A 23,800-nucleotide genomic window follows, 5' to 3' on the forward strand; every position below is an offset into this window, starting at 1 on the left:
TTAAACCTCTTTTACTTGAATTTGTTGATACAAAGTATCGTAGTTAGCCATGTTGACATGACCGGTCATTTTTTCCTGGGCATTCAGCATGCCAAGAACATTTGCCTTTTTCAAAAGGCTAGCATCATCTTCGTCGTGCGCCAGTGCTGACGCAATTCCAGCTACGGTTGAGTCGCCTGATCCAACTGGATTGACAACATCAATTTTAGGAATATCCACTTTGTAGAATTTATCCCTATGTTTAGCAAAAGCGCCGTCTGCTCCCAAAGAAACAATAATCCACTCAATTCCTTCAAACAAGGGATCAAGCAGGACGTCCTTCAGGCTGTCTGTGTCTTCTGAAATATCTCTGCCTAATAACTGTGATAATTCCTCACTGTTAGGTTTGATGACGGCTGGTTTTTCTGAAGATTTCAAAACAGCTTCAAGCGCTGCACCTGAGCAGTCAAGAACTACTTTTTTCCGGTATAAGTTAGCCAGTCCGATCAATTCTGCATAATAAGTCTTTTCAAGACCCTCCGGCAGACTGCCGGAAATCGTTACCACATCAAAGGAGGTCAAGATCAGTTTAAAATGATGCAAAAAGCCTTCAGCTTCATCAGGGTCAATCAAAGGGCCGCTTTCTAAAATTTCAGTTTGCAGTCCCTCATGCAGAATTGCAATGCAGTTTCGTGTTTCGCCATGAATAGGGAAAAACTGATGTTTGATGCCTGCCTGTGTCAGTTTTTCAGTCAAATAATCACCTAGTCTGCCGCCAATTAAACCCGTCGCACTAACGTCATCGCCTACTTCTGCTAAGACACGTGTCACATTCAATCCCTTGCCGCCCGGCGTCTTGGTGACTTCTGAGACACGGTTGACCGTATCAAGCTTGAGCTTATCCAGCGGATAGGAAACATCGATGGAAGGATTCATCGTTACGGTAAGAATCATAAGGTCAGCCTTTCTTAATCGTGATATTCCCCGCGATCCCATTTGTCAAGAAACTCTTTAAAGAAGTCAGGGTCTTTTTGATCAGCATTAGAAGTTTCAACGTGAGCGATTTTAGCAATCAATTTTTTGTTTTCCTCCGTTTCTTTGTATTCGGCTTTGATGAAAGCTTCAATAATATCATTCATCAAGAGCCCGCCAACAATTTTCCCGCCAAAACTAATAACGTTAGCATTAAGTTCTTCTTTGGCATAGAGAGCTGAGGTCATATCACGAACCAAGGCAGAACGAACACCCGGTACTTTATTTGCTGCATTAGAGATACCAACACCGGTACCGCAGATACAAACACCCAAATCGGCCTGTCCGCTGCTTACAGCTTCTCCGACTTTTTTTCCAAAAATAGGGTAGTGGGTGCGGACATGGTCATAAGTTCCGAAATCAAGTACTTCATAGCCTTTTGATTTTAAAAATTCTGAGACAGCCATTTTTTCATCTGTCACAATGTGGTCACAGCCGATAGCGATTTTCATTTTATCCTCCTTTTTAGCACATCTTGTTAAGCATATCTACGCGAATTTGGTGGCGGCCGCCGTCATAGTGGCCTTCAACGAATCCTTTGACAATGTTTTTCGCCAATTCATCACCAACAATTTCTGCACCCATGGTAATGATACGTGCATTATTGTGGGCACGTGTCATGTATGCAGAGCGTTCATCCGATACTTCTGCTGCAATCATTCCTTTAACTTTGGTTGCTACCATAAAGGAGCCAGCACCGTAAGCATCAATAACAACACCTAAATTATCGTCAGCTTTATCAACCTCTGCTGCTACAGCTAAGGTAAGATCAACGAAATCCTGACCTTCTGCACTGACATCTGTGACATCAAAACCTTTTGCCTGCAGATAATCTTTCACAAGATTTTTCAGTCTTTCTCCTGCCTTATCGGCACCAAGTACAATTGCCATGTTTTTACTCCTTTTTGTTTGTTTTTGTTTGTTATAAGATAATAATAAACCAAAACAAACATTTTGTCAAGAAAAATTTATCTGTTTTTGTTTATTTTAAAAATACCAATAAAGGTTGATCTAACAATGATTTCTGTTAATATCTAATAATTTCTGAGAATTTTTTCCTTTCAAGTTTGTTTTTTTTTGTTTATAAATGTGATATTTTTCTATCTTTATGCTATAATATCATCAAAAGGGCACTGTATAGGAGTTTCATATGATTAAAAAAGAGAGATTAAATTGGATATTAGAACAATTAAAACATCAATCTATTATTACTGTAAATGATATTATCAAAGAACTTGGAGTTTCTGATATGACTGTCCGACGCGATTTGGCTGAGCTCGAAAAAGAGCACCAGCTGATCCGAGTACACGGCGGTGCCCAAAGCATCAATCTGTTAAACAAACCCGAAAAGTCAAACACTGAAAAACAATCTGAACAGGTCAGTGAGAAAAAAGAAATTGCTGCTTTTACTGCCCAGCGTGTTCAAGACGGTGAGACGATCTTTATTGGTCCAGGAACCACGCTGGAATACTTTGCTCAGGAACTCCTTCAGCGCAATTTGCGCATTATTACCAACAGCCTGCCGGTATTTGATATTTTAAAAGAGAGCCCAAACATTGATCTTCTGCTCATTGGCGGAGAATATCGCCCTGTGACTGGAGCCTTCGTCGGGTCTTTAGCCAGCAGCAACATAGCTTCGCTAACCTTTTCCAAGGCCTTTATCAGCGCTAATGCTGTCTATCAGGATTCGGTTGCTACTTACAGTGAATCTGAAGGCACCATTCAAGAACTTGCCTTGGATAAAGCATTGGAAAAGTATCTCTTAGTAGATAACCAAAAATTTGATTCTTATGATTTCTTCGTCTTTTATAAGACCAGCGATTTTGATTATGTCGTGACAGACTCCAAACTCTCAGATGACAAACAAGCTCTTTATAATAAGTTCACTAAGGTTCTAAAAGCTAATACGAATTCACAATAATCTGCTCTGCCAGCAAATAAAAACGAGGGGCGGCATTTTAACATCAACTGTCACCTCTCGTTTATTATTGATAAATTTTTATACAGCTCCAACTAAACATCTGATTTTTAATCCATCACTTTAAAAAAAACATAAAAGAGCCGCCAAAAAAGGGCTCTATAATTTCTGTAGTGGGTAGAATTCCCACCAGAAGTTATAGGGCCTTTTGACTACACAAAAAGCCTCATAAGACTTATAATGAAAAGCGCTAACCAAATTCATTAGAAAGTGACTTATGGAGACGCCTTTCAATACTACAGAATTACTCGGAATGAAAGACCAAAATATCAAAATAATCTTTTCATATCATTAGATCATCCAAGTATCTTACGCGCTTTTTCTGAAGAGGCAATCAAGATATCTGGATCGCCAAGACGGCGATCGGCTTTTTTAGCTGAAATTTCTTTGCCAGTGACTTTGCGGGCTGCTTCAAGGGTTTGCAGATTTGAAAATCCTGTTACGGTATTTTTCAACTTCTGCTAATTCGTCCTTTAGTCTGGGCGGCAAAATAGCCAAGCCCATGGCCTCAATGAGACTGATATTTTCCCTCTTAATCTGCTGCACATGAAAATGTTGAACTCCTATAAGGATACTCGGCCAATGTATGATTGTCATACAAAAAGCCATCAAGGCTCCTTTGTATGAAAAAAGTCAGGCTGTAAGAATTGCTTATCTGCCTGTATTGGAAGCATTCAGCACTCTTACACTGATACAACTTCCAGTTGCTCACCGCCCAGTAAAATCAAGTATTTTTCAACAGCTGAGATACCATAGGATTTGCTTAAGGCCTGGGCATACAGTGCCATCTGACCTTGATAGCGCTGCTTGATGTCCTGACTGTTGGTAAATTTATCAGTCTTATAATCAAAGAGAATAATGCGGTTTTCAAAAAGAATATAGCCGTCAATGATACCGCGTACAACAAATTTTTCTCCGCTTGCAGAGTCTGTTTCCAGCATGGCAAAAGGCGCTTCACGGCGGACTTTGTCAGCATTTTTCTGGATTAATTTTCCTAAATCAGTTGTCTGAAAGAAAGCCAAAATCTTGTCCGTCTGGATGGCCTTTTTGATATCAGCTTCAGCCGGCAGCTCTTCTAAGGCCTGTAAGATATCATTCATGCCGACTTCTTCACTTAAGCGAAGGCGCTGCATCAATTCGTGTAAACTGGAACCAAGAGCAGCAGCCGCCACGGCTTTTTTCTCAGAAAAATCCGGAAGCTTGAACTTCAGTTTGGCAGCAGGGCTTTTCTCCATAATGTCAACACCATCAGTGTCCATGACAGGTTCATAGAATTTCTTGACCTGACTGGGCGTGCGGACAGTTGGCAGATTGATGGCTGCCTGATAATCTTTGTTGAGCTTCTCGACAGCTTCCAGCATATCCAAAGCACGCGCAATATCTTCTGACTGGCGATTATCCTTAAGGTCATCAGGATTGTAGAGACGTTCTCCTTTAACCATTCCGATTTTATCTTCAGTTAGGTCTTCATCTGTCACAAAGACTGTTTTAAAATGTAAATTTTCACTGCTGAAAGCCTGCTGAATAGCTAAAAGCCAGTCTTGAAAGGTCATATAGCTTTCACGCTCGGCTGCCGGCAGATGATTATTTTCAGATTTTCCGCTGTATTTGTCTGCCAGCTTTTCCGCACTGCCCTTTCCAACCAGATATAGTTTTTTCTCCGCCCGTGTCATGGCGACATAGAGAAGCCGCATCTGCTCTGATAAGGTAGCCAGACGCAATTCGCGTTTGTTAAGCTGATAAGGCAGCGTTGCCATATTAACCTTGACAGCCGGCAGGAGTTTTTCCTGCAGTTCTTCTTTCATATCAACCAAATACTTGATCCCTACGCCATTGCGACGCGATAAAATGAGCGGCGAAGTCATGTCTTGAATGCTGAACTTCTTGTCAATATTAAGGATAAAGACATAGTTGAATTCCAGCCCCTTACTCTTATGGATGGTCATGAGCGTAACAGCCTTCTTAGGCAGGGCAACCTCAACATCAGCTAAATCATTCTGGCTTTCTAAAACACGATCAATCATCCGAATAAAGCGTGACAGCCCCTTAAATCCCGTCCGCTCGAAATTGTTAGCCCGCAGAGCCAGCGCATAGAGATTGGCCTGGCGCTGTTCTGCTCTTGGCAGACGTCCGACATAATCATAGTAAAATCTGTCGTTATAAATTTTCCAAATCAGATCATAGAGCGAATGCAAGCGAGCAAATCGGCGCCAGCTGCCAAAGACATCTAAGAAAGCCTGCAGCTTGGCAGCTAAGTCCGGTGTCATAAGCTCCGGATGCTGGCCTTGTTTATTTATAGCGTTCTGCATTTTTTCATAGAGATTTTCCTTATGACTGTCCGATGTCTTTTGAAGCGCTAAGCGCGTCAGCTCATCTTCATCAAAAGCAAACATGGGCGAGCGCAAGAGTGCCGTCAAGGCATAGTCATTAAGCGGATTATCAATAGAACGCAGGGTATCCAGCATGACCATAATCTCAACTGACTTGAGATAATTTTGCTCGCCGCCGTCTGTCACCAAAGGAATTCCATAGTGGTCAAAGGTCTGTATAATACCATCATTGCGCGTTCTTGAAGCAACCAGCAGGGTAATATCTTCAAAAGGAACCTTCTCTTCATTATGAAGACGGATAATTTCCTTGGCAACTAATTTAACCTCCGAAGGACTGATTTGATTGCTGTCATCATCAGACAGAGCCTCCTCATTTTCATCTGTATCGTACAGCAAAACCTGTGTTGCATTTTCTGGATGGGCTTCTTTTTGGCGGTCGCTGCCTGCCAGCAGCTGATGGCTGTCATCGTAAAGAATCTCACCGACAGCTTCATCCATCAGGTGGCTGAAAACACTGTTTGCTGTTGCTAAAACTTCTGACTGGCTGCGGAAATTTTCCTTGAGCAAAATCAGCTTACCGTGTTCAGGATGTTCCTGAAAATCCTTGAATTTGGCGTTAAAAATCTGCGGATCTGCCTGACGGAAGCGGTAAATGGACTGCTTAATATCTCCTACCATGAAACGATTATGCCCATTGGACAAAAGCTCCAGCATGCGTTCCTGCGTGTGATTGTTATCCTGATATTCATCCACCATGACCTCATGATACTTATTTTGGTAGAGCTGCCTGATGTCAGGATTTTCTTCCAAAATTTCAATAGCAAAGTGTGCAATATCTGAAAATTCAAAGGCATTTTCCTGCATTTTAGCCTGCAGGTACTGCTCAGAGAAATCCAGAACAAACTGCTGCAGCAGTCTCAGTAAAGGCAGGCTCTCAGCTTGGTAGGCAAAGATTGTCTCCAGATGTCTCAGCTCAGCCAAGCGTCCCTGAAGAGCTTTGAAAACAGGGTATTTGACCTTAGCAACCGTCACACTGTCTCCGGACGGAATGAGATCCGCAATATCATTGGCCAGCTTTCCAAGACCTTCACGCCCATATAGGCTTTCAAAGTTCCAAGCCCAGTCTTGCAGTTTTTCAATCATATTGAGATGCTTTTTATAATTGGCCGTCGGAGCACCTTTACCAGTCAGCTGTTTATAGTCTTCCAAATCTGTCAGATCACGCAAAGCCTTAGCAGTATCTTCCATACTTGCCAGAAATTCTGCGACTTCCTGCTCTGGAATAGCCGAAAAGTCTGTATAGGTTTCAGCACCTTTTAAAAAGCTGTCTGTCAGCCAGCTTTTAGGATTGTCCGTAGCCTGACTGAAATCGTAAATCTTATAAACCAGCTGCTTAAAAGGGTCTGAGTCCTTACGGCTGCCAGCAAAATTCTTAACCAGCTTGACAAAAACAGACCTGTTTTCAGAGCGCATATAATCCGCAAAAAGATCTGCAAAGACATCATTTTTTAGGATGTCCTGCTCACTCTTGTCCTGCATAATCCGAAAGCTGGGTGAAATCCCCAGTGTGTAGCCGTATTGATTGACCAGCTTTTGTGTGAAGGCATCCATAGTACCGATATCAGCAGTCTGAACACTGGCCAGCTCCTCAGCTAAAAACTGCTTAAGTTTTGGATCAGAAGCTGTCTGTAAGTGCTGAGTTAATTTTTTCTCCAAACGCTCTTTTAACTCTCCTGCAGCCTTGACCGTAAAGGTTGAGATAAAGAGATCTTCAATTTTCACTCCGCGCAGAATTTTATCCATAATACGCTCAATCATGACAAAGGTTTTGCCAGAACCTGCCGAGGCAGAAACTAGAATATTATTGCCATAACTGTAGATGGCCTCAATCTGTTCTGGAGTGCGTTTTTGCTGCTTATTTGATTCAGCCTCTTCAAGCTGCAGGGAGGCAATCTCTTGAGCACTTAAAAAGTTTTTAAAAGTCATTGTTTTCCTCCTCCTGCTTGGCCTGCATAAGATGCAGGAAGCCCTGACGTTTTTCTTTGCGCGGCAGCTGATGAAGCTTGCGGGCATAAGGCATGTGACGGTCCGCTTCAAAGTGTGTAATAGCTTTGAGCTGCTCACCTTGTACCGATTTGCCGTCCTGACTATAAGGATTAATCAGAAAATGTCCGCTTCGAATCTGCCGGGCTGCTTTTTGATAAAGCTCTCGGTTATAAGCAAGCAGCAGATCAATCTCTTTTTGACTATAGACCGAGTCGTTCAAATGGTATTTGCCATCAGCTAGATAAGCTTTTTCTTCATCTAAGAAAAGCCCTCTGTAAGTCAGTTCCTTATGGATTGCCTCAGGAATCTTATCCAAGGATTTTACACTACTTAAGTCTAATTTTGGCTCTTGCATATGCAGATACATAGCTCCAAAAATCTTTTGACGGTCAGGCAAATCACTTCTGTTATTGACGGCCTCCATATAAGTCAGGAGCTGCGGACTGAGACCATTGTAGAATTTCTGAATATCAAAGGTATTTCTGCTGGATTTATAGTCAATAATTCCTAGGCTGCCATCAGACAGACGGTCAATACGGTCGATAAAACCACGGATTTTAACAGCATTTCCCAGCATGAGCTCAAAGGCCTCTTCTTCGCTTTCCACCTGAATTTGAGCATCATCACGCAAAATACTGGCTGTGCTTCTGGCAATGTCTTCTAAAACATCTAAAGAATAACGGCTTTCCTCATCTTCCTCATAAAGCATCTTAAAGCTGTTTTCCTCATTGGCCTTTGCTATAGCCTGATTTAACCTGCCATCAAAATCATCAGGAGCCGCTGCATCCTGCATCACCAATTCAAAAACACGGTGCAGGTAGCTTCCGTGATTCTTAGCGTCCGGATGAATGGTCTCCAATTCCTGCAAACCAAGGACATACCGCAGAAAATAAAGGTACTGATTGTTATAAAAAGCTGTTAAAGCTGACGACGACAGATTTATGGGCTCATCTGCCGGAAAGCGGGCCTTTATAACCGAAGGAGCAAGCGGTTTGGTCTGCATACTGTCATTAATCTCAGGAATGACAATCCCCTGCTCATTAAGTTTCTTGCGCAGATAACGCACGGCCACCGACCAGAAGGTCTGCTCCTCCTTAGTCATTTCTTGATCAATGGAAGCACGCTCTAGCTCAATCACGCGCGACAAGAGCGCTTTATAGTTGCCAATGTCTTCCGGATTACTCAGCTGACCACTCCGTCCCTTTTCCACTATCGGCACACCAAACTCAGCTAATTCCAGTAAATAAGAGGAAGTGCTGTCTTCTGTCTCATTTAAAATTTGCGGCAGGCTGAGAATTAATTCCTCAGTCGCAGCATTAAAAAGCGATAAAGCTGCAAAGTGATTTTTTTTGAGATTTTCACTGCTGACAATATCAAACCGGCGATTATCCGGTGTTATATCATTGATTCGTGCTCGCTCCTCATCCGAAATCAGGCTCCGGTTTTGGACAATCTTAGGAAAATTGGACTGTGTCATACCCATGGCAAAGACAATTTTATTGGTGTGCGGCTCTACCAAATCATAGGCTTTAACCGTGACAACATCAACTGCAGCAGGAATCGTACGGTAATCAGCCGCTAGCATGCTGGCGCGGAGCAAAGACAAAAATTCATCCAGCGTCAGCTTTTCCCCGCCGAAGATTCTTTGAAACTGCTCTAAAATAGCTGTAAAGGTCTTCCAGACTTGTTCGTGCTTTTCCTGCTCAATTTCCCCGCTTTCTGCTGTCAGCAGGACAAAATTTTCCGGCAGGGCAATATCCTCTAAAAAAACAGTCAGTTTTTTCAGAAGACTTTTTCCCAGCTGCTTTTGTGCCTTAACCAGCTGCCGCAAGGGACTTATAAGTTCAGAACGCCACTGATTTAACTGTTTCAGATCAAACTGTCCCTGATTGTCCAAAGTAAAATCGTTGAAAAACTTGCTTTGTCCCTTGATATCTGCATAACTAATATAGTATTCCAATTTATCCAGCTCTTCTTGCTGCAAGCGGCCATACAAGCCTGACTTAAGCACATTCATAACATCCTCAGCCCGAAAATTGTAACGCTTGATCCGCTCTAAACTGTCTATAAAATGCACCAAAGGATGTGAACTCATCGATTCGGCCTTGCCGAAATAATAAGGAATCTCATACTTATCAAAAATTTTTCCTACCTGCAGCTGATAAGCATCTGTGTCTCCCAGCAAAACTAAAATATCCTTGTAACGATAGCCTTGATAAAGCTTTCGGCGTATAGCTCTAGCGACATGTTCTGCTTCTTCCTTTTGATTGACAGCATCCCAGATAACAATGTGTTCTTTATCTTCTTTTGTCAGGGTCCGTCCATCGGCAGAAAAATCATGGCGGCTCTCAAAAATGCTGGAAAGATTTGCAAAAGCCTGCAGTCCCTTTTGCTTGGACCTTACATATTCTGGTTTTGTTTTAAATTTAGCAGCCAGACCGCGCATAAAATCCAAACTGGCCTGATAAACATTCCCCTTTGAGAATGCTGAACGGTAGGCCTTTTGGCTGATGTAAGTACCGATGATAACGGGCACTTTTTTTTCATGCAAGAGACTGATAAGGTTCTCTTCTTCGGCAGAAAAACGAGTAAAACCATCCACAATAATCAGCAAGTCCTTAAGTTCACTGTCCAGATGTCCTGCCTTAAGCTGTTGGGTAAAAAAGGCTGTTTTACTTTGACTATCAAAATTTCCAGCATTTAAAATCGCCTCAGCCTTGTTAAAAATCTTAATCAGATCTTCCTGCTTTTCTGGAGAATTAAGCTCGGTCAGTTCTAAAACCGTCATATTGGAAGCCTTAAGCTCTTTATATAAATCGACCAATTGACTGATAAAGTTCGTGTCCTGTTTCAAACGGCCAAACACAGGCAAATCCTGTTCAGAAAAACCAGCCAAAGCCCGGTAAAAAATCATAGCCAGACCATTGTCATCAATAACTTCTCTTTGATAGGGCTCATTTAAAACAAAATAGCGGGCCATCTGCGCAAAACGCGTAATGGTAATGGCAAAAGAGGCCTCTTCAGGCAGAGCCTCTAAAACCGCCCGCTCCTTTTCAAAAGACAGAGAGTTAGGAGCAAGATAAAAAACACGCTTGCTCTCTTTAGCAGCCTGTCTAGCCTCAGCAGCCAAAATCTCTGTCATATCATATTGAATGTCAGTGTATAAAAGTTTCATAAATAATCCTCTGTAAAACTTTTTAACAAGATAAGTTTAAATTTAATTTGCTTATGAACCTAAGCTTCTTAGTTCTATTATCTAATATTTTACTTCTCTTGTCACTGTTTTGCTTTATGATAATTATTATCTAAAAGCAAATTAACGATTCTTTTAATCATTTTATCTTGATTCTTTCAAAGGTTCTTGATGTTTCTGCATATTATTTCTTCTTGGAAAAACTGCTTCATGTGTGTAAAGAATCACTGTCTGATTATAAATACAAAAAACATCAGAAAGATGCCGAGACATAAACTGTGGACATATCATACCCCCTTTGTTGTTGATACCAACAACAAGCCTGACTGATTTATCTGATGAGCTTAAGAACCTTAAGACAAGAGATAATCAGATGTCTTGACTGGCAAGAACAAACTGCTGCACAATCACATAAGGTAATCATTTGAAATTCAAACAGTTTTTTGTTTGCCCCTGAATTAGGAATTACTTGCAGGAGAAAGGAATCCCCGCTCATACAGGGAAAACAGCTACAAATAATTGACAACGTAAACCAATTGTAGTAAAATAAGTGATGAAAGGAGTGATAGTTATGGCAACAGTACCTACTCAAATTCGTATTGATGAAACTGTAAAAGCTCAAGCTACTTCATTGTTTAATGATTTAGGTATAGATATGTCCAGTGCAGTTAATATTTTTTTACGTCAATGTCTTTTACATGATGGTCTTCCCTTTAATGTAGAACTTCCAAATTATAATTCTAAGACATTGGAGGCCATGGCAGAAGCCAAACGAATTTCTCATGATGAGGCGGTTGTAGCTTATGATAATATGTCAGATTTGAAGAAAGCTTTGGAAGCGTAGATGTATCAGGTTAAATTTACCTCTGCTTTTAAAAAGAGTTTTAAGCGTATGAAAAAGCGGGGAATGGATGTATCATTATTAGATGATGTTATTGAAAAGCTGCATTTAGGACAGGCTTTGGAAGATAGGTATAGAGATCATGAACTAAAAGGTAGTTTTAAGGGTTTTAGAGAATGCCATATTAAACCTGATTGGCTGTTAATTTACCTATTAGAGGATGATATTTTGACTTTAACTCTGGTTGATACAGGCAGTCATGCAGATTTATTTAAGATGTAAAGAGATAACTTTAATCAGTTGTCTTTTTTTATTGAATTGAGGAATACATTATAGCCAGACTCTACCCCCGCGTGTGCGGGTAAAACATCTGTTCCTACTTTGCGACTTGTGAAAAAGAGAGGATCACCCCCGCGTGTGCGGGTAAAACTTCTATCGATAAATTCTCTTGAACTTGGGGAATGGAAGATATTAGAATCTTTGTAGCATCTTCAGCCATAATTTCTTCCACTCGTTGAGCTAATCCATTTTTTACGCCCTGTTTAGGAGACTGAAAATTTTCTCTTGAATCACGTTCTTGTGGTGTTTCTTGTGAAGCTACTGTCTGCTCATTAGCTTCAGTTGCAATAGATTGATTAACTTCTTGATTTTCTAGCTGAGAAAGAACCTTCTCATCGATAGCTGCTAAATTTGGATAGTCCTCTAAACGACGATAACCTAGCCCCAGAAGACGTGATACAGGCTGCGTTTCATCGCCAATAGCATAACGGACACCCTCTTTAATCAGGGCGCCACCTGGAGCGTAAATATCAAATGCGATTGGCTTAGTCCGAGAGACATCCTGATTAGCCTTGTAAACCTCTGTGACAAAGTCTTGATAAGAAACTAAGTGAGTCGGTTCAAACGGTAACTGAGGGCTGTTTGGCCCCTCATTAGAGCTTCTAAGACGAACATGATAGGTATCGTTATAAATCTGATCCTGTTGCCAGTCTTGATAGAAAGCCGTGGTCTTGTCTAGCAATCCAAGCTCATCAGCTTTGGCTATAATAGTTTTAAAGTCTCCCAAAGATGCTTCAGACAGTTGGTTATACTGCTCCCAGCTCGCTTGAAATTCTTCAGGAACTTCAACACCTAAGTCAGCAGGATTACCAACGTTATAAGCGGTATCCAAAACTTTCGTAAAGGTCGCAGCATCGATAAGCGCTTCAGCTGGAGATGGCGTCAGGTCATGACTTGGTTCATCTGAAGAAACCTGCTCACCTTTCAGAATAGAAAGCATTTCTTCCCCGTTATCCGTGATATACGCCTCATTGATGGACAACTGAGTAAATTTGCCATCTCTTTCTTGATAAACGCCCAAAATAACGTTTTGGTGTTGAGATTGTTCCGTCTGAATTTTGAGTTGTTTGGTCAATTCCATCAAAGAGGCTGGATAGATATTCTCCTCGTTTGATGAAAAGGCCAGTAACACATCTTTGTCATCAGACTTAATAGCTTTTTCAAGAGATAGGGATTGCAGTTTTGGAATATCTTCCATCTGGTCAAAATAGAAAGCGTCTGTTTCCATGATAGCTTTTAAATCAGGTAAGACTTTAATTTTTTGAAAGGCTGCTTCATTGTCAGCAATCATCAGATTATCATAAGTTCCACGACCTTCCGCAAAATCATGAAGGGTCTTAACCGCTGTTTGTCCCCTTTTCAGCGGAAAAAGACCGGTCAAGTGCATGAAATGATACTGTTCAAATTCAATGTTGATATTATATTGCTTGTTTCCCTGCTGGTAAAAGTAATGTAAGGTTGTATCTGACAAGTTATCAAGATACCATTGCGCTGCACTTTGAATATTAGGGGCATGATGATTAAGTTTGTTTAATTCATGCGTTTTTATCGGGTGATAATTATCCTTATAGATTGACCTTTTAGGGTTTTCTATGGTAAAATGTAATAAAGAATGAGATTCGGTTTGACTTGGTGACAAGTCTTTCAAAGGTTGCGACGGTGTCACTTCAGGTAATGGTGCTGCCTCCTGAGCTTGCTCAGAAAGATCCCTTATATTTGTCTCATTCTTTTTGTGTTGCTCCGAAGTAATCTGCTCTTGAGTTTTCTCAGGAGCTTTTTCTTGTTGTATTGTCATTAGAATTTGTTCATCAAGTTTCTTTATCTGTTGTCTTACATATCGTGAATTATCTGCATAGTGAGCATCTAATTCCAGTGAACTACGTTTGGCAAATAATTGATCTAACTCAGTGGTGAGGAATGCACCCTGATTGCGTTCAAGTTCCCACCATTGAGGAGTGTGCCCTAAATGTTGGGTCACCTTATTTTTTAATTCCTGTTTCCATTCAGAATGTAATGTACTGATATCTTTTAGTTGCACTTCCTGTTCTTCACTCCTTGTTTGATAAGTTTCCCTACCATCAGACAGACCCAAAATTCTATGTTGTTTTAAAGCATCGTTCCAGTCTGTCTTATCTTGCCCTGGTTGTAAATCTGGTAAATCCTCATTAATAGTAGCTCCCTTTTCTCTCAGAGAGTCAATAAAATTATGCCCACCAGTATCATTATCTACTGCAAGAGTAATCCAATCCGCATGTTTTCCATCTGTAAAGAAATTATTATCAATCGCTGTCTGTAATCCTTCAGCTAATTGATCATGACTCCATCGCAGAGGGCGACCAGAGAGTTCTGATTGCAGTTGCGCTAAATGCCTACCCACAACCGCTTCTTTTACCCCATCCATTGATACCAGGCGTACGTCTTGAAGACTATCTTTATGTAGTTCATAATAGGACAGGATCACCCCCGCGTGTGCGGGTAAAACAAAAAACAAGGTCACAAAACGTCTTTGGATAAAGGATCACCCCCGCGTGTGCGGGTAAAACCTCATCAGTAAATCACCATTAGAAACATTATCAGGATCACCCCCGCGTGTGCGGGTAAAACATCATATAAACCTCTGTTTTATTGCTCATTTTAGGATCACCCCCGCGTGTGCGGGTAAAACCAGTGTTCACTGTAAAGATAGCGCCTGCCCCATAGGATCACCCCCGCGTGTGCGGGTAAAACACCGCATCAGTTGGAACATCTGCAACACGGCCAGGATCACCCCCGCGTGTGCGGGTAAAACTGATACTTAGCTATACGGCATCTATCCTATCTAAGGATCACCCCCGCGTGTGCGGGTAAAACTGAGTATCAATGGCAGCGGTGCTTCGATCGTTAGGATCACCCCCGCGTGTGCGGGTAAAACACAGGAGCTAAGGCTCTTGACTTTATCAAGTCAGGATCACCCCCGCGTGTGCGGGTAAAACTTTTGATAAGAGCTGATGTCGATAAAGTAATCAGGATCACCCCCGCGTGTGCGGGTAAAACTACAGCCTTCGGAGATGAGCCTTACAAAGTCTAGGATCACCCCCGCGTGTGCGGGTAAAACTTCAACAAGGATTTAACAATCTTAAAAATCCTAGGATCACCCCCGCGTGTGCGGGTAAAACCACTCTATGAACTGACCGGTCAATTTTTGGATAGGATCACCCCCGCGTGTGCGGGTAAAACTGTTAAATTGAGATGGTAGATAGGTTTTAGCCAGGATCACCCCCGCGTGTGCGGGTAAAACTTAAAACACCACTCTTTGCTTGAACGGATATAAGGATCACCCCCGCGTGTGCGGGTAAAACAAACAGTATTAAGTGCGAGTTATACAATGATCAGGATCACCCCCGCGTGTGCGGGTAAAACTGGCTATGCTAATTTTAAGGTAGGTGACTACTAGGATCACCCCCGCGTGTGCGGGTAAAACTCATAGATATAAGCTGTTTTATCCGATACATTAGGATCACCCCCGCGTGTGCGGGTAAAACCGTTATTTGCGATTGTCACGATTTGTTCTGTCAGGATCACCCCCGCGTGTGCGGGTAAAACAACACTTTCATCTGTTAGGTTTGACAAGAGTTAGGATCACCCCCGCGTGTGCGGGTAAAACCATAAAAGACGCATAAATATATTCAGCGTCATAGGATCACCCCCGCGTGTGCGGGTAAAACCTTGACGCTGTTAACGCTCTGAAATCAGCCGGAGGATCACCCCCGCGTGTGCGGGTAAAACTGACACAAAACCAACTATCAGAACATGCAGGGGGGATCACCCCCGCGTGTGCGGGTAAAACACAGCCTGCAAGTGTAACACATACTATCAACAAGGATCACCCCCGCGTGTGCGGGTAAAACAGATCGCAAACAGGCGGCAACTGGAATCACTCAGGATCACCCCCGCGTGTGCGGGTAAAACTGTAAATAGCTGCCGGTTTGTCGTATGTGACTAGGATCACCCCCGCGTGTGCGGGTAAAACGAAATAACTGTCAATCCGTTTGTACCAATGGTAGGATCACCCCCGCGTGTGCGGGTAAAACCTTAATAATTTAATTAATTTATCAAGTTTATCAGGATCACCCCCGCGTGTGCGGGTAAAACCGAACGTTACCTTATCATTTGCTGAAACACCTAGGATCACCCCCGCGTGTGCGGGTAAAACTTTCTTTTAGGATTGAATGGTAAAAACGGTCTAGGATCACCCCCGCGTGTGCGGGTAAAACTCTCTGGTACGCTTGACGAGCTAAAAGATGCAGGGATCACCCCCGCGTGTGCGGGTAAAACTTTTTTAGATGTGTCATCGTATCAGCCAGCTAAGGATCACCCCCGCGTGTGCGGGTAAAACGGTTACATCTGGCAAGTCGACGCTGACGGCACAGGATCACCCCCGCGTGTGCGGGTAAAACAAAATAAAAACTCTTGAAAATCAAGGGTTTTTAGGATCACCCCCGCGTGTGCGGGTAAAACACTAAAAGATCCCAATAAAATCGCTACTTCTGATTGATCCTAGTCAAAAATTTATTCACTTTTGTCGACAAGTCTAGAATGAGTCTTGCATCAAGAAGAGCTCTGTGAGGAACTTTCTCATCTATCCCGTATGATTTCAGCACCGTCTGTAATTTATAATTCTCTAAAAATAATTTCTCTGATTTCACATACTTCATCAAATCATACACTGAATTCGTTATGACAGGATAACCAAGATCGGTTAATTTAGTATTAATAAATGTCAAATCAAAATTAACACCATATCCTACAATATCTAGACTGCCAATGAAATTCAACAATCCATTAAGCGCTAACTCAATATCTACACCTTCTTGCTGTAACATATCATCTGTGATACCTGTCAGCTGCACAATTTCTTTTGGCAGTGTATTATCACACTGTACTAAGTAATGACACTCTTTCAACTCTGATCCAGAAACCTTAATAGCGCCAATTTCGATGATTTTATTCTTATTTTCATCCAGTCCATCTGTTTCAATATCTAATATCACATATGGCTTAACGGCATGCTGAATCGTCTTCGTGGGTGAGGCAAACTTTCTTGCTTTTCTAAATCTAGCTGCATCGCTATAGCCAAATACATCTTGTTTTCTTCCCTCTTCAGGATCAAGAGGGAATCGTATTAAAGGAATACCATCAAAATCAACCACTTCTCGCTGAGCATTTATCGTGGCAAACTGGTAACCAATCTCGTTTCGATAGGCATAACTTAAGGTTGCTTCTCCACTGCCAACACTATCTTGCACACGCTCCCATAATTGTTCGCGCACCTTAGTATTGAAATTGCCAACAAAAACACCCGTAGCAATTTCTTGCATCCACTTGGTTAGATCTCCCCTCAAGGATTGAGGAACACTTTTTAAAGTAATAACAGTAAGTGGCATACTAATCACCTTCTCTATAGCTGACACCATGTTTAACAAGGTTGTCTTTATCGTCCCACAAGGCTATTATGTCAACTAGCAGTTCTTCCTCATCACCAATATCAAGCAAATATTGGATATCTTTTACCATTCGAGTCATTAATTTACCATCGACAAAGGAATCTCTCACTTTCAGGCGTGCTATTTTCCCGATATCATCATCCTCTTGACTTTCGGATGCAATTTTAAAAGCAAGTGGAATCGTCGTTTCAGCCTTGTACAAATCGGCTACATCATAGACAAAAGACAAATCATGCCCTGTATGAACAAAGCCTAGACCTGGCGAAGCTCCCAGAGCTACAATGATACTATGAACTAATCCATATAAAGCAACATTAGCAGCTGATAAAGCTTGATTAACAATCGTTCCGGACTCAAAATCATCAGGACTATATTCCCTCTTATCCCAAGGAACTCCGTATTCTCTAGAATACGTGCGATAGACACTGCGAATCCTAGCTCCCTCACGCCCTCGCAACTGTTGCAACGTTAAGGCAGACACATCTTCATTAGGAAAACGCATCTGATACATTTTTCGAGCTACTTTTAACCGAGAACGCGTATTTGAAAATAATTTTGCTTGCTTCTCTAAGAATTTCGTAGAATGCGCTAGCGCTCTACCATGAGCATATTGGCGGACACCACGTTCACCAACCCAAACCATGCTTGTGCCTGTATCCCCTATCAATTCAACCGCACGATGGCTGATATCCGTCCCAGGACCAAGCAACAGGACACCCAGCATAGCCGCAGGAATTCTCACAACTCCTCGACTATCTGCAATGGTAATAGCACTATCTACTCGATTAATCTTAGCATGTTCCACATACAGAAAACTAACACGGTCACTGATTTTAGGAAGCTCCCTAAGTGAGGTTTTCTTAGCTCCGTTTTGTTTTTTCATACTATTTACCTATAGGAATTACTGTCATCAAACCAAATCCATACGCTTTTTTCTTCCCAATACCATCTGTCAGCACTTTTCTAAACAGCTCAACATCTGTAATCGTTAAAACACCTTCATAAACAGCTTTGACAAGACGAACAGGTTTCATCGTAGATTTTTTCAAAACCTCATAACCTCTTTCCACTACAGAAAAATCACCTTCGCGTAAAGAAAAGCCATTTTTTTCTGAACGATCCATCAAATATTGCATCTGACGCTCAACTGTGACATGAGGTTTCACAACACCTCTTTTGGAGTGATCTCGATTCGATAATGAAATAACAGGATTTAATACCACACGAAATTGAAAATTATCCCCAGGCTTAAGATTTTCTAAAAATGGATCATATGGCTTAGTTTGTGCACTACCAGAAACTCCATATTTCTCCAATAAGGATAAATCAGGTTTTCCCTGACTCACAACTATCAAATAATTCCTTCCTTTAATAGTATCCACGCGCCACAATTTTCTTGTTCGAATGCTTTTCTCAATTTCAGCAGGAAAAGATGATTCAACCCAACCATGATAAGCATCAACATGAGTCAAATCCTTTATTTTTCGTCGATTAGCATGGTCAATCTCCACTCTCGAAATATACATTATTCTTCTCCTATAAAATCGAAAACATTATGATCAGTGTTCTTTTTGTAAAATGGATTTTGAACAGGTACAATCATCCTTGACTCATACCTAAAACCAAATCGCCGCTCTTTTTGAGAAAACGAAACAACACGATCTTGCCTAAGTTGGTAATGATTGTTCTTAGTTAAGTGGCTATCCATATAGATTTCCAAACTAAAACCAGCTTCTCCCGAATGTTTTTTCATATACCATTCATCTGCTTGCCACTCCAAGGTATGCAAAGTATTAACAACATTTTCAGAACCTGTTCCCAATACAAAATCAGCTGGTACAGGACAAGAACGACGCCCCATAAATGGTTGAAAATAGAGGTTACGCAGCCCTTTTTCAATCGTTGTCATAAATTCATCATCTGCATGAGAAATAGCTACAACAAAAATAGCATCTTCTAGATAATAACGATTAGTTACATAGGATCTCTCAAATTCACCACTAGTTTTGTATTTCTGGGCAATATGAAAGTCCCTCATTAAGTTTCCTTGTTGATCTACTCGAACTGCAAAGTCTATCTCATTCAATTGCTTAATTTTTTCGTCTTCATCTCGCCTATGGCCAAGACAAGCTGCAATCAAACCAATGACTGCGCTTTTTGAAGGATAGAAATCTGTATGTCTGGTTTCAAAATGTGAACGAGTCCCCCATGCTTGCAAAGGACCAGAAAATTTTAACAAAATTGTTTTCATTTTGTTCACCCATCTTACATCAAATTCACGAGTTCTTTTGACAAATCTTCCAGTAATTCTGGTAAAGAATTTTTCTCTACACCTATTGTTGACAATTCAGCGACTTCTTCTAAGCTAACATAAAAGGTTAAATCTGATTTTTTCACCATTTTTTCAACTTTGGTAAATTCGTTAGCTAACTTTTCAATTGATTCTTTAACATAACCTTCAGAAGATTTGACTGGCTTTTCAAATGCACTCACAAGATTAACAGGCCGATCGGTTCGTACAGTCACGACCAACGTTTGTGGTAAAGTTTGATTAGCAAATGTATTAACTTTTCCAGTTGGCAATGAGTTTGCAAATGCTTCAACAAATAATTTTACGGCATTAACAACACTTTCTGTATCATCTAATTGCAATGCTAAGTCATGAATAGCGACATTGGCATAGCGATAAAGTGTAGATGAGTTAAATTCGACAGTTCCAAGCATACCTGCTCCCGCATTATCCTCAGGAGCCAAATCATCAACAGCCGTAAAGAAATCAAATTCTGTCTGCACAGCATGAGTTGATATAGCATGTGCCACTTGTGAAGAAGCATCTTCATTTAGGGATGGATCATCTGCTACCATACGCCCAAATAGAGCAATATCAATAGCCGGACTAGATGTAATCATCTTCTGCAATTCTTTTTTATCATTGACACTATCGATAGCGGCTTGAGCAAGTTGTTTAGCCTGAGTATCACTTAAAAAGAAAAGTGCCTTAGACTTAAAATCTTTCGTTTTGATTCCACCTTTATTTAGTATATTGTCTGCCTTTTTAAGCGCATCATCATTACTAATCGCAGAATCCAACTCCATCATTTTATCAGCAATATATTGTACAATCTCTTTTGTTCGAATACCTACATTACTTTGTTTTCCATTAGTATTGAAATACTCTCTCATAACTCGTTTCCAAGACTGAGAACTAACACGCGCACGCCTAACGCCACCATATTGAGCTGTTTTAGGACTACCAGTATCATCACGGTTAATATTTGATGGTGGTAACGTTTGGATAACATGAATATCTAAAAAAAGTTTTGATTGGCTAGTTGTCATTTTCTTCTTCCTCCTTGGATGAATGTTTATAATATTGCCGTGCCCAGTTTAAGCGTACTGTTTCTGGATAATCTCGCAAAAACCAGTATAAGTCAGCTGATAAACGAGCAAAGTCTATTTTAGTTTCAGGTGATTTTGCTTTTAGCAAAGTGACCAAGTGTCTAAGATGATGGGTAAGTTCATCAAATGTTGTAGCAGTAATCATAGTGTTGAACCTGCGATCCACCGCAATCGTATCTTCCTCTCTACGCAGATTTTTCAGTGAATAACCGATATTTTGATGTTTCTCAGCAACCTCATCAAAAACACTTTGTGCCCTACCTTGTTGATACAAAGCATATAGCTGGATAGCTGTTAGAATTGCTGTTTCTTCATAACTAGCATCATCATATTGGCTCAAAAATGTCTCAGGTAAATTTTCAAATAGAATTGGCCAGACTTCTTTTGCTTCGCTAATGGGTTTACCAGCAGAATGTCTTAACCTTGCTAGCATAGCCTTGCCAGCTGAAGTATCTAGCTGGTTAGTCAGCTTCGTCACTATCTTTTTTGTCACAGAATACACTGTTCCATTAGATTCTTCTGGCATTATTTCCCCTCCTTTACATTTTGATTCAACCAGTAAGTGAAATGATCATAAGCAGTGGCAATATTTTTTACTGTCCCTTTATCCTTATCAACGATACCAATGTAATCTCTAGGACCGCCCTCGTGCAAAAGTGTTTTTGCCTCCTCTAGGACAAGTCTTTTAAGCTCTCCTCGCCATTCAAAAACTTTTTGATCCTTTTCATCTTCATATTGTATGCTTGAAAGCCACTGTCTAAAAGGTTGGTCTATTTTAAAATAACATTCTTCAACTTTTTGGCTAGTAAATGCGTCTGATTTTATATTCCGGATTTCCCTAATATCCGTAATAAATTTCCTATAAGTCCTTGAAACCACTGTTTTAGTTTCCTCCACCACATCATTGATTCGAGTTACCCACCCTTTTTCATGAAGGTCGGTTAAGACAAACTCGTTAATGGAAAGTGTGTCAATAATTTCATCAGTAGGTAACCATGACGTAGCATTACCATCATCCTGCATGCTAACCGCATTTAGTATTATTTGCTGCTCTCCGATTTCCTCCTTTAAAACATCTAACCAATCAATAATTCCCGGCTTTCTTTGATTATCTACTGTCGTAGTCAACAAGGCAAATGAACGCCACAGCGACTGGTTTACAGAATGTTTATTAGGAGTGTGACTACCCTTACTTTCTCCTGATAGATTATATTTCCATAAAGTAAACGGTTCTAAAAAATTATCCTGGTGAGGAACTTCGGGTAGTTTAACAATTTGAACTGAAAATGGAGTCTCTAAACCTATTTCAGGATTAATATATACTGATCTACTCCAACTAGTATATAAACTTGAGAGATTATTAATAGCCTTACCGCTGAGATACTCTTCAAGCAACTCCTTACTTGCCAATTCCCAGCAAGGTCGTTGAATGTGTTCTAAATTGTCTCTTTGAGAGTAGGGCAAAATACAATTTAATAGTAATGTTTCATATAAATTTTCTCCCTTTACAAAAATTGCTCCTATATCAAATAACCAACCTTTAGATAATTTAACTTCATTATCTAGATTGTTAAATTTTGTTTTATCACCCGTTCCAGTATAACCTTGAAACGCCAGTAACCACCTTGCAATCTCACCAAAACCCAAAAGTTCTTTTTTTTGTGAGCTTCGTGGTGCAAATAAAGATACCTTATTACCACTCTCCGATATTGTTCGATTTATAAATTTTCCCGAAACCGAGCCAGCTTTTGCCTTATTAATCTTCTCCTCAGAAATATCCTCTTTCCTCACTTGGAAAAATGGATAGTCTTCATCAAAAAGATAAAATCGATCTCGCCATTTTTCGAGATAGTGCGAAACAATCTCAGGAAATTGACCTCGGTTCCATAAATTTACCCAGGTATCATATAAGTCATCCTCATAATCAATTAAATCAGCTTCATCAACTGCTTCTAGCTGTCTGAAACGTTCATCTACTTCTAAGTATTCATAGACTTGTCCATTTGCATCAAAACGTGAAAATACTGTATGCAAAACAGCTAGTAAAACTCTCAAGACAGCAAAGTCCTGCGTTTTAGTATCTCCAGCTAAATCTTTATAGTTATGAGCATTTTGAAATAAGTCTAGCAAAGAAACTTCCTTGGTTGCTCCTCTGTCATCATAAACCACGGATACCCAAGGCTCATTCAGTAAATTAAACTTTCCCACCTATTCTACCTCCTCCATTGAGATACCGTATTTTTCATTGTATCGTAATTTTCTTCCATTGAGAACGAATTCATTATTTTCATCAAAAATGATGCCCAACGCTCCTTTCAACCAAGTGCTCTTTCGCCATGTTGGTAAATGCTGATTATTATAGTTTTCCAGCTCTTTAATTGACTGATCGATATTATATGATTTAGACAGAGATTGTGGAAGCCGTAAGGTATTTTGAGCTACTTCTCTTGCTAGCTGATAGTCAGTAATATAGTCTGAAATATCCTTATCTTTACCAAACAAACCATATCCAGATTCTACTTTCTTTAGAGCGATAACTTCAATGGTTTCTTCAATATCTCGTACTTGAGAATACGATGTTTCTTCGCTTTCAGAAAGGTTAGGATTTTTTAACCAGCCAATCAGATTGCCTTTGTGACTTATACTTTCTACAAGAATGGGATCAGCAATCCGGTAATTTTTTGCCTTATTTTCTTGACGTTCAATTTTAACATCATGTCCATTCTTGGCAACCTGATACTTTTTATTCAGATTTTCATCCTCAAAATCAATATCTGAATTCCTATAAACTTTCTGAACTAAAGAAGAAATATCTTCCGGAATAGTCACTGTATCCGGCAAAAAATATTGCGTTCGTATCAGCAAATAATCTCCATAGACAAAAGATGTACCACTTTCAAAATCTAAATTGTCAGTCATACCTAGCACATAAAAATAGGGTCTTTGATGGTTTACTGGACGCTTAATATCATGACGGTGCAGGCGCCCCATCCGCTGAATCAGTAAATCCATAGGTGCTAAGTCACTAATCAACACATCAAAATCAATATCTAAAGATTGCTCAATGACTTGTGTCCCAACAATAATTTTTTTCTTAGGCCTATCAGCACCTTTACCTATCATTTGCAACAAGTTTTGTTCTTTACGAATACGATCTGTCTCAGACTAGACAGTCTGTTG

At 40.6% G+C, this 23,800-nt stretch carries 15 protein-coding genes, 4 pseudogenes and 1 CRISPR repeat array; of the genes and pseudogenes, 3 read left to right on the forward strand and 16 right to left on the reverse strand.

The window, feature by feature from the left end; genetic code table 11:
- From SRA_RS06310 to lacA, 3 genes are read right to left on the reverse strand one after another with little or no spacing between them, the layout of a single operon-like run.
- Positions 1-933 (reverse strand): tagatose-6-phosphate kinase, encoded by a 933-nt coding sequence (locus tag SRA_RS06310; protein WP_003088870.1) that lies wholly within the window; start codon positions 931-933, stop codon positions 1-3.
- A 14-nt stretch (positions 934-947) separates the two neighbouring features.
- Positions 948-1,463 (reverse strand): galactose-6-phosphate isomerase subunit LacB, encoded by a 516-nt coding sequence (lacB, locus tag SRA_RS06315; RefSeq protein WP_003088875.1) that lies wholly within the window; start codon positions 1,461-1,463, stop codon positions 948-950.
- Between the two features lie 13 nt (positions 1,464-1,476).
- Positions 1,477-1,902: a galactose-6-phosphate isomerase subunit LacA gene (gene lacA, locus SRA_RS06320; RefSeq protein WP_003088876.1), complete on the reverse strand. Its 426-nt coding sequence runs from the start codon at positions 1,900-1,902 to the stop codon at positions 1,477-1,479.
- 259 nt (positions 1,903-2,161) lie between these two features.
- Between lacA and SRA_RS06325 the strand changes: the two genes are divergently transcribed.
- The gene (locus SRA_RS06325) at positions 2,162-2,932 is read left to right on the forward strand and encodes a DeoR/GlpR family DNA-binding transcription regulator (RefSeq protein ID WP_003088877.1); all 771 of its coding nucleotides are present in this window, start codon (positions 2,162-2,164) and stop codon (positions 2,930-2,932) included.
- A 356-nt stretch (positions 2,933-3,288) separates the two neighbouring features.
- On the opposite strand, the pseudogene SRA_RS06330 reads toward SRA_RS06325, so the two are convergent.
- The 4 genes and pseudogenes from SRA_RS06330 to rexB form a co-directional block, all read right to left on the reverse strand.
- A pseudogene (locus SRA_RS06330) lies at positions 3,289-3,429 on the reverse strand (UDP-glucose 4-epimerase); the annotation flags it as partial.
- Between the two features lie 4 nt (positions 3,430-3,433).
- Positions 3,434-3,611, reverse strand: a pseudogene (locus SRA_RS10465) (UDP-glucose--hexose-1-phosphate uridylyltransferase); the annotation flags it as partial.
- 61 nt (positions 3,612-3,672) lie between these two features.
- Entirely contained in the window at positions 3,673-7,305 is a 3,633-nt protein-coding gene (addA, locus tag SRA_RS06335) for a helicase-exonuclease AddAB subunit AddA (RefSeq protein ID WP_003088880.1), read from the reverse strand.
- On the reverse strand, positions 7,295-10,540 hold the full coding sequence (gene rexB / locus SRA_RS06340; RefSeq protein ID WP_003088881.1) for an ATP-dependent nuclease subunit B: 3,246 nt from the start codon (positions 10,538-10,540) through the stop codon (positions 7,295-7,297). Before rexB ends, addA begins: the two co-directional genes overlap by 11 nt.
- Positions 10,541-11,129: 589 nt before the next feature.
- Here rexB and SRA_RS06345 point away from each other — a divergent pair.
- Both SRA_RS06345 and SRA_RS06350 read left to right on the forward strand, forming a co-directional pair.
- On the forward strand, positions 11,130-11,402 hold the full coding sequence (locus SRA_RS06345) for a type II toxin-antitoxin system RelB/DinJ family antitoxin (protein WP_003088883.1): 273 nt from the start codon (positions 11,130-11,132) through the stop codon (positions 11,400-11,402).
- On the forward strand, positions 11,403-11,681 hold the full coding sequence (locus tag SRA_RS06350; protein WP_003088886.1) for a type II toxin-antitoxin system YafQ family toxin: 279 nt from the start codon (positions 11,403-11,405) through the stop codon (positions 11,679-11,681).
- Between the two features lie 148 nt (positions 11,682-11,829).
- Here the strand turns inward: SRA_RS06350 and SRA_RS06355 are convergent.
- From SRA_RS06355 to SRA_RS06395, 9 genes and pseudogenes are all read right to left on the reverse strand, one after another.
- Positions 11,830-13,596 (reverse strand): annotated as a pseudogene (locus SRA_RS06355) (PBECR4 domain-containing protein); the annotation flags it as partial.
- 595 nt (positions 13,597-14,191) lie between these two features.
- Positions 14,192-16,235: direct repeats of the CRISPR family, unit length 29 nt; unit sequence AGGATCACCCCCGCGTGTGCGGGTAAAAC.
- 23 nt (positions 16,236-16,258) lie between these two features.
- A complete protein-coding gene (cas2e, locus tag SRA_RS06360; RefSeq protein ID WP_003088894.1) occupies positions 16,259-17,161 on the reverse strand; it encodes a type I-E CRISPR-associated endoribonuclease Cas2e in 903 nt (300 codons plus the stop codon).
- A 1-nt stretch (position 17,162) separates the two neighbouring features.
- Positions 17,163-18,104 (reverse strand): type I-E CRISPR-associated endonuclease Cas1e, encoded by a 942-nt coding sequence (gene cas1e, locus SRA_RS06365; RefSeq protein WP_003088896.1) that lies wholly within the window; start codon positions 18,102-18,104, stop codon positions 17,163-17,165.
- Position 18,105: 1 nt separating this feature from the next.
- On the reverse strand, positions 18,106-18,747 hold the full coding sequence (gene cas6e / locus SRA_RS06370) for a type I-E CRISPR-associated protein Cas6/Cse3/CasE (RefSeq protein ID WP_003088897.1): 642 nt from the start codon (positions 18,745-18,747) through the stop codon (positions 18,106-18,108).
- The gene (gene cas5e, locus SRA_RS06375; RefSeq protein WP_003088898.1) at positions 18,747-19,472 is read right to left on the reverse strand and encodes a type I-E CRISPR-associated protein Cas5/CasD; all 726 of its coding nucleotides are present in this window, start codon (positions 19,470-19,472) and stop codon (positions 18,747-18,749) included. The genes cas6e and cas5e overlap by 1 nt, the downstream gene beginning before the upstream one ends.
- Before the next feature lie 14 nt (positions 19,473-19,486).
- Positions 19,487-20,560 carry a type I-E CRISPR-associated protein Cas7/Cse4/CasC gene (gene cas7e / locus SRA_RS06380; RefSeq protein ID WP_003088900.1) on the reverse strand — a complete coding sequence of 358 codons (1,074 nt, stop codon included), beginning with the start codon at positions 20,558-20,560 and terminating at the stop codon, positions 19,487-19,489.
- On the reverse strand, positions 20,550-21,146 hold the full coding sequence (gene casB / locus SRA_RS06385) for a type I-E CRISPR-associated protein Cse2/CasB (protein ID WP_003088903.1): 597 nt from the start codon (positions 21,144-21,146) through the stop codon (positions 20,550-20,552). Before casB ends, cas7e begins: the two co-directional genes overlap by 11 nt.
- Positions 21,146-22,828 carry a type I-E CRISPR-associated protein Cse1/CasA gene (locus tag SRA_RS06390; protein ID WP_003088905.1) on the reverse strand — a complete coding sequence of 561 codons (1,683 nt, stop codon included), beginning with the start codon at positions 22,826-22,828 and terminating at the stop codon, positions 21,146-21,148. The genes casB and SRA_RS06390 overlap by 1 nt, the downstream gene beginning before the upstream one ends.
- Positions 22,829-23,779: pseudogene (locus SRA_RS06395) on the reverse strand (CRISPR-associated helicase/endonuclease Cas3); the annotation flags it as partial. It lies immediately after the preceding gene.
- Between the last annotated feature and the right edge of the window lie 21 nt (positions 23,780-23,800).

Origin of the sequence: Streptococcus ratti FA-1 = DSM 20564, assembly GCF_000286075.1 — a bacterium.
GTDB lineage: Bacteria > Bacillota > Bacilli > Lactobacillales > Streptococcaceae > Streptococcus > Streptococcus ratti.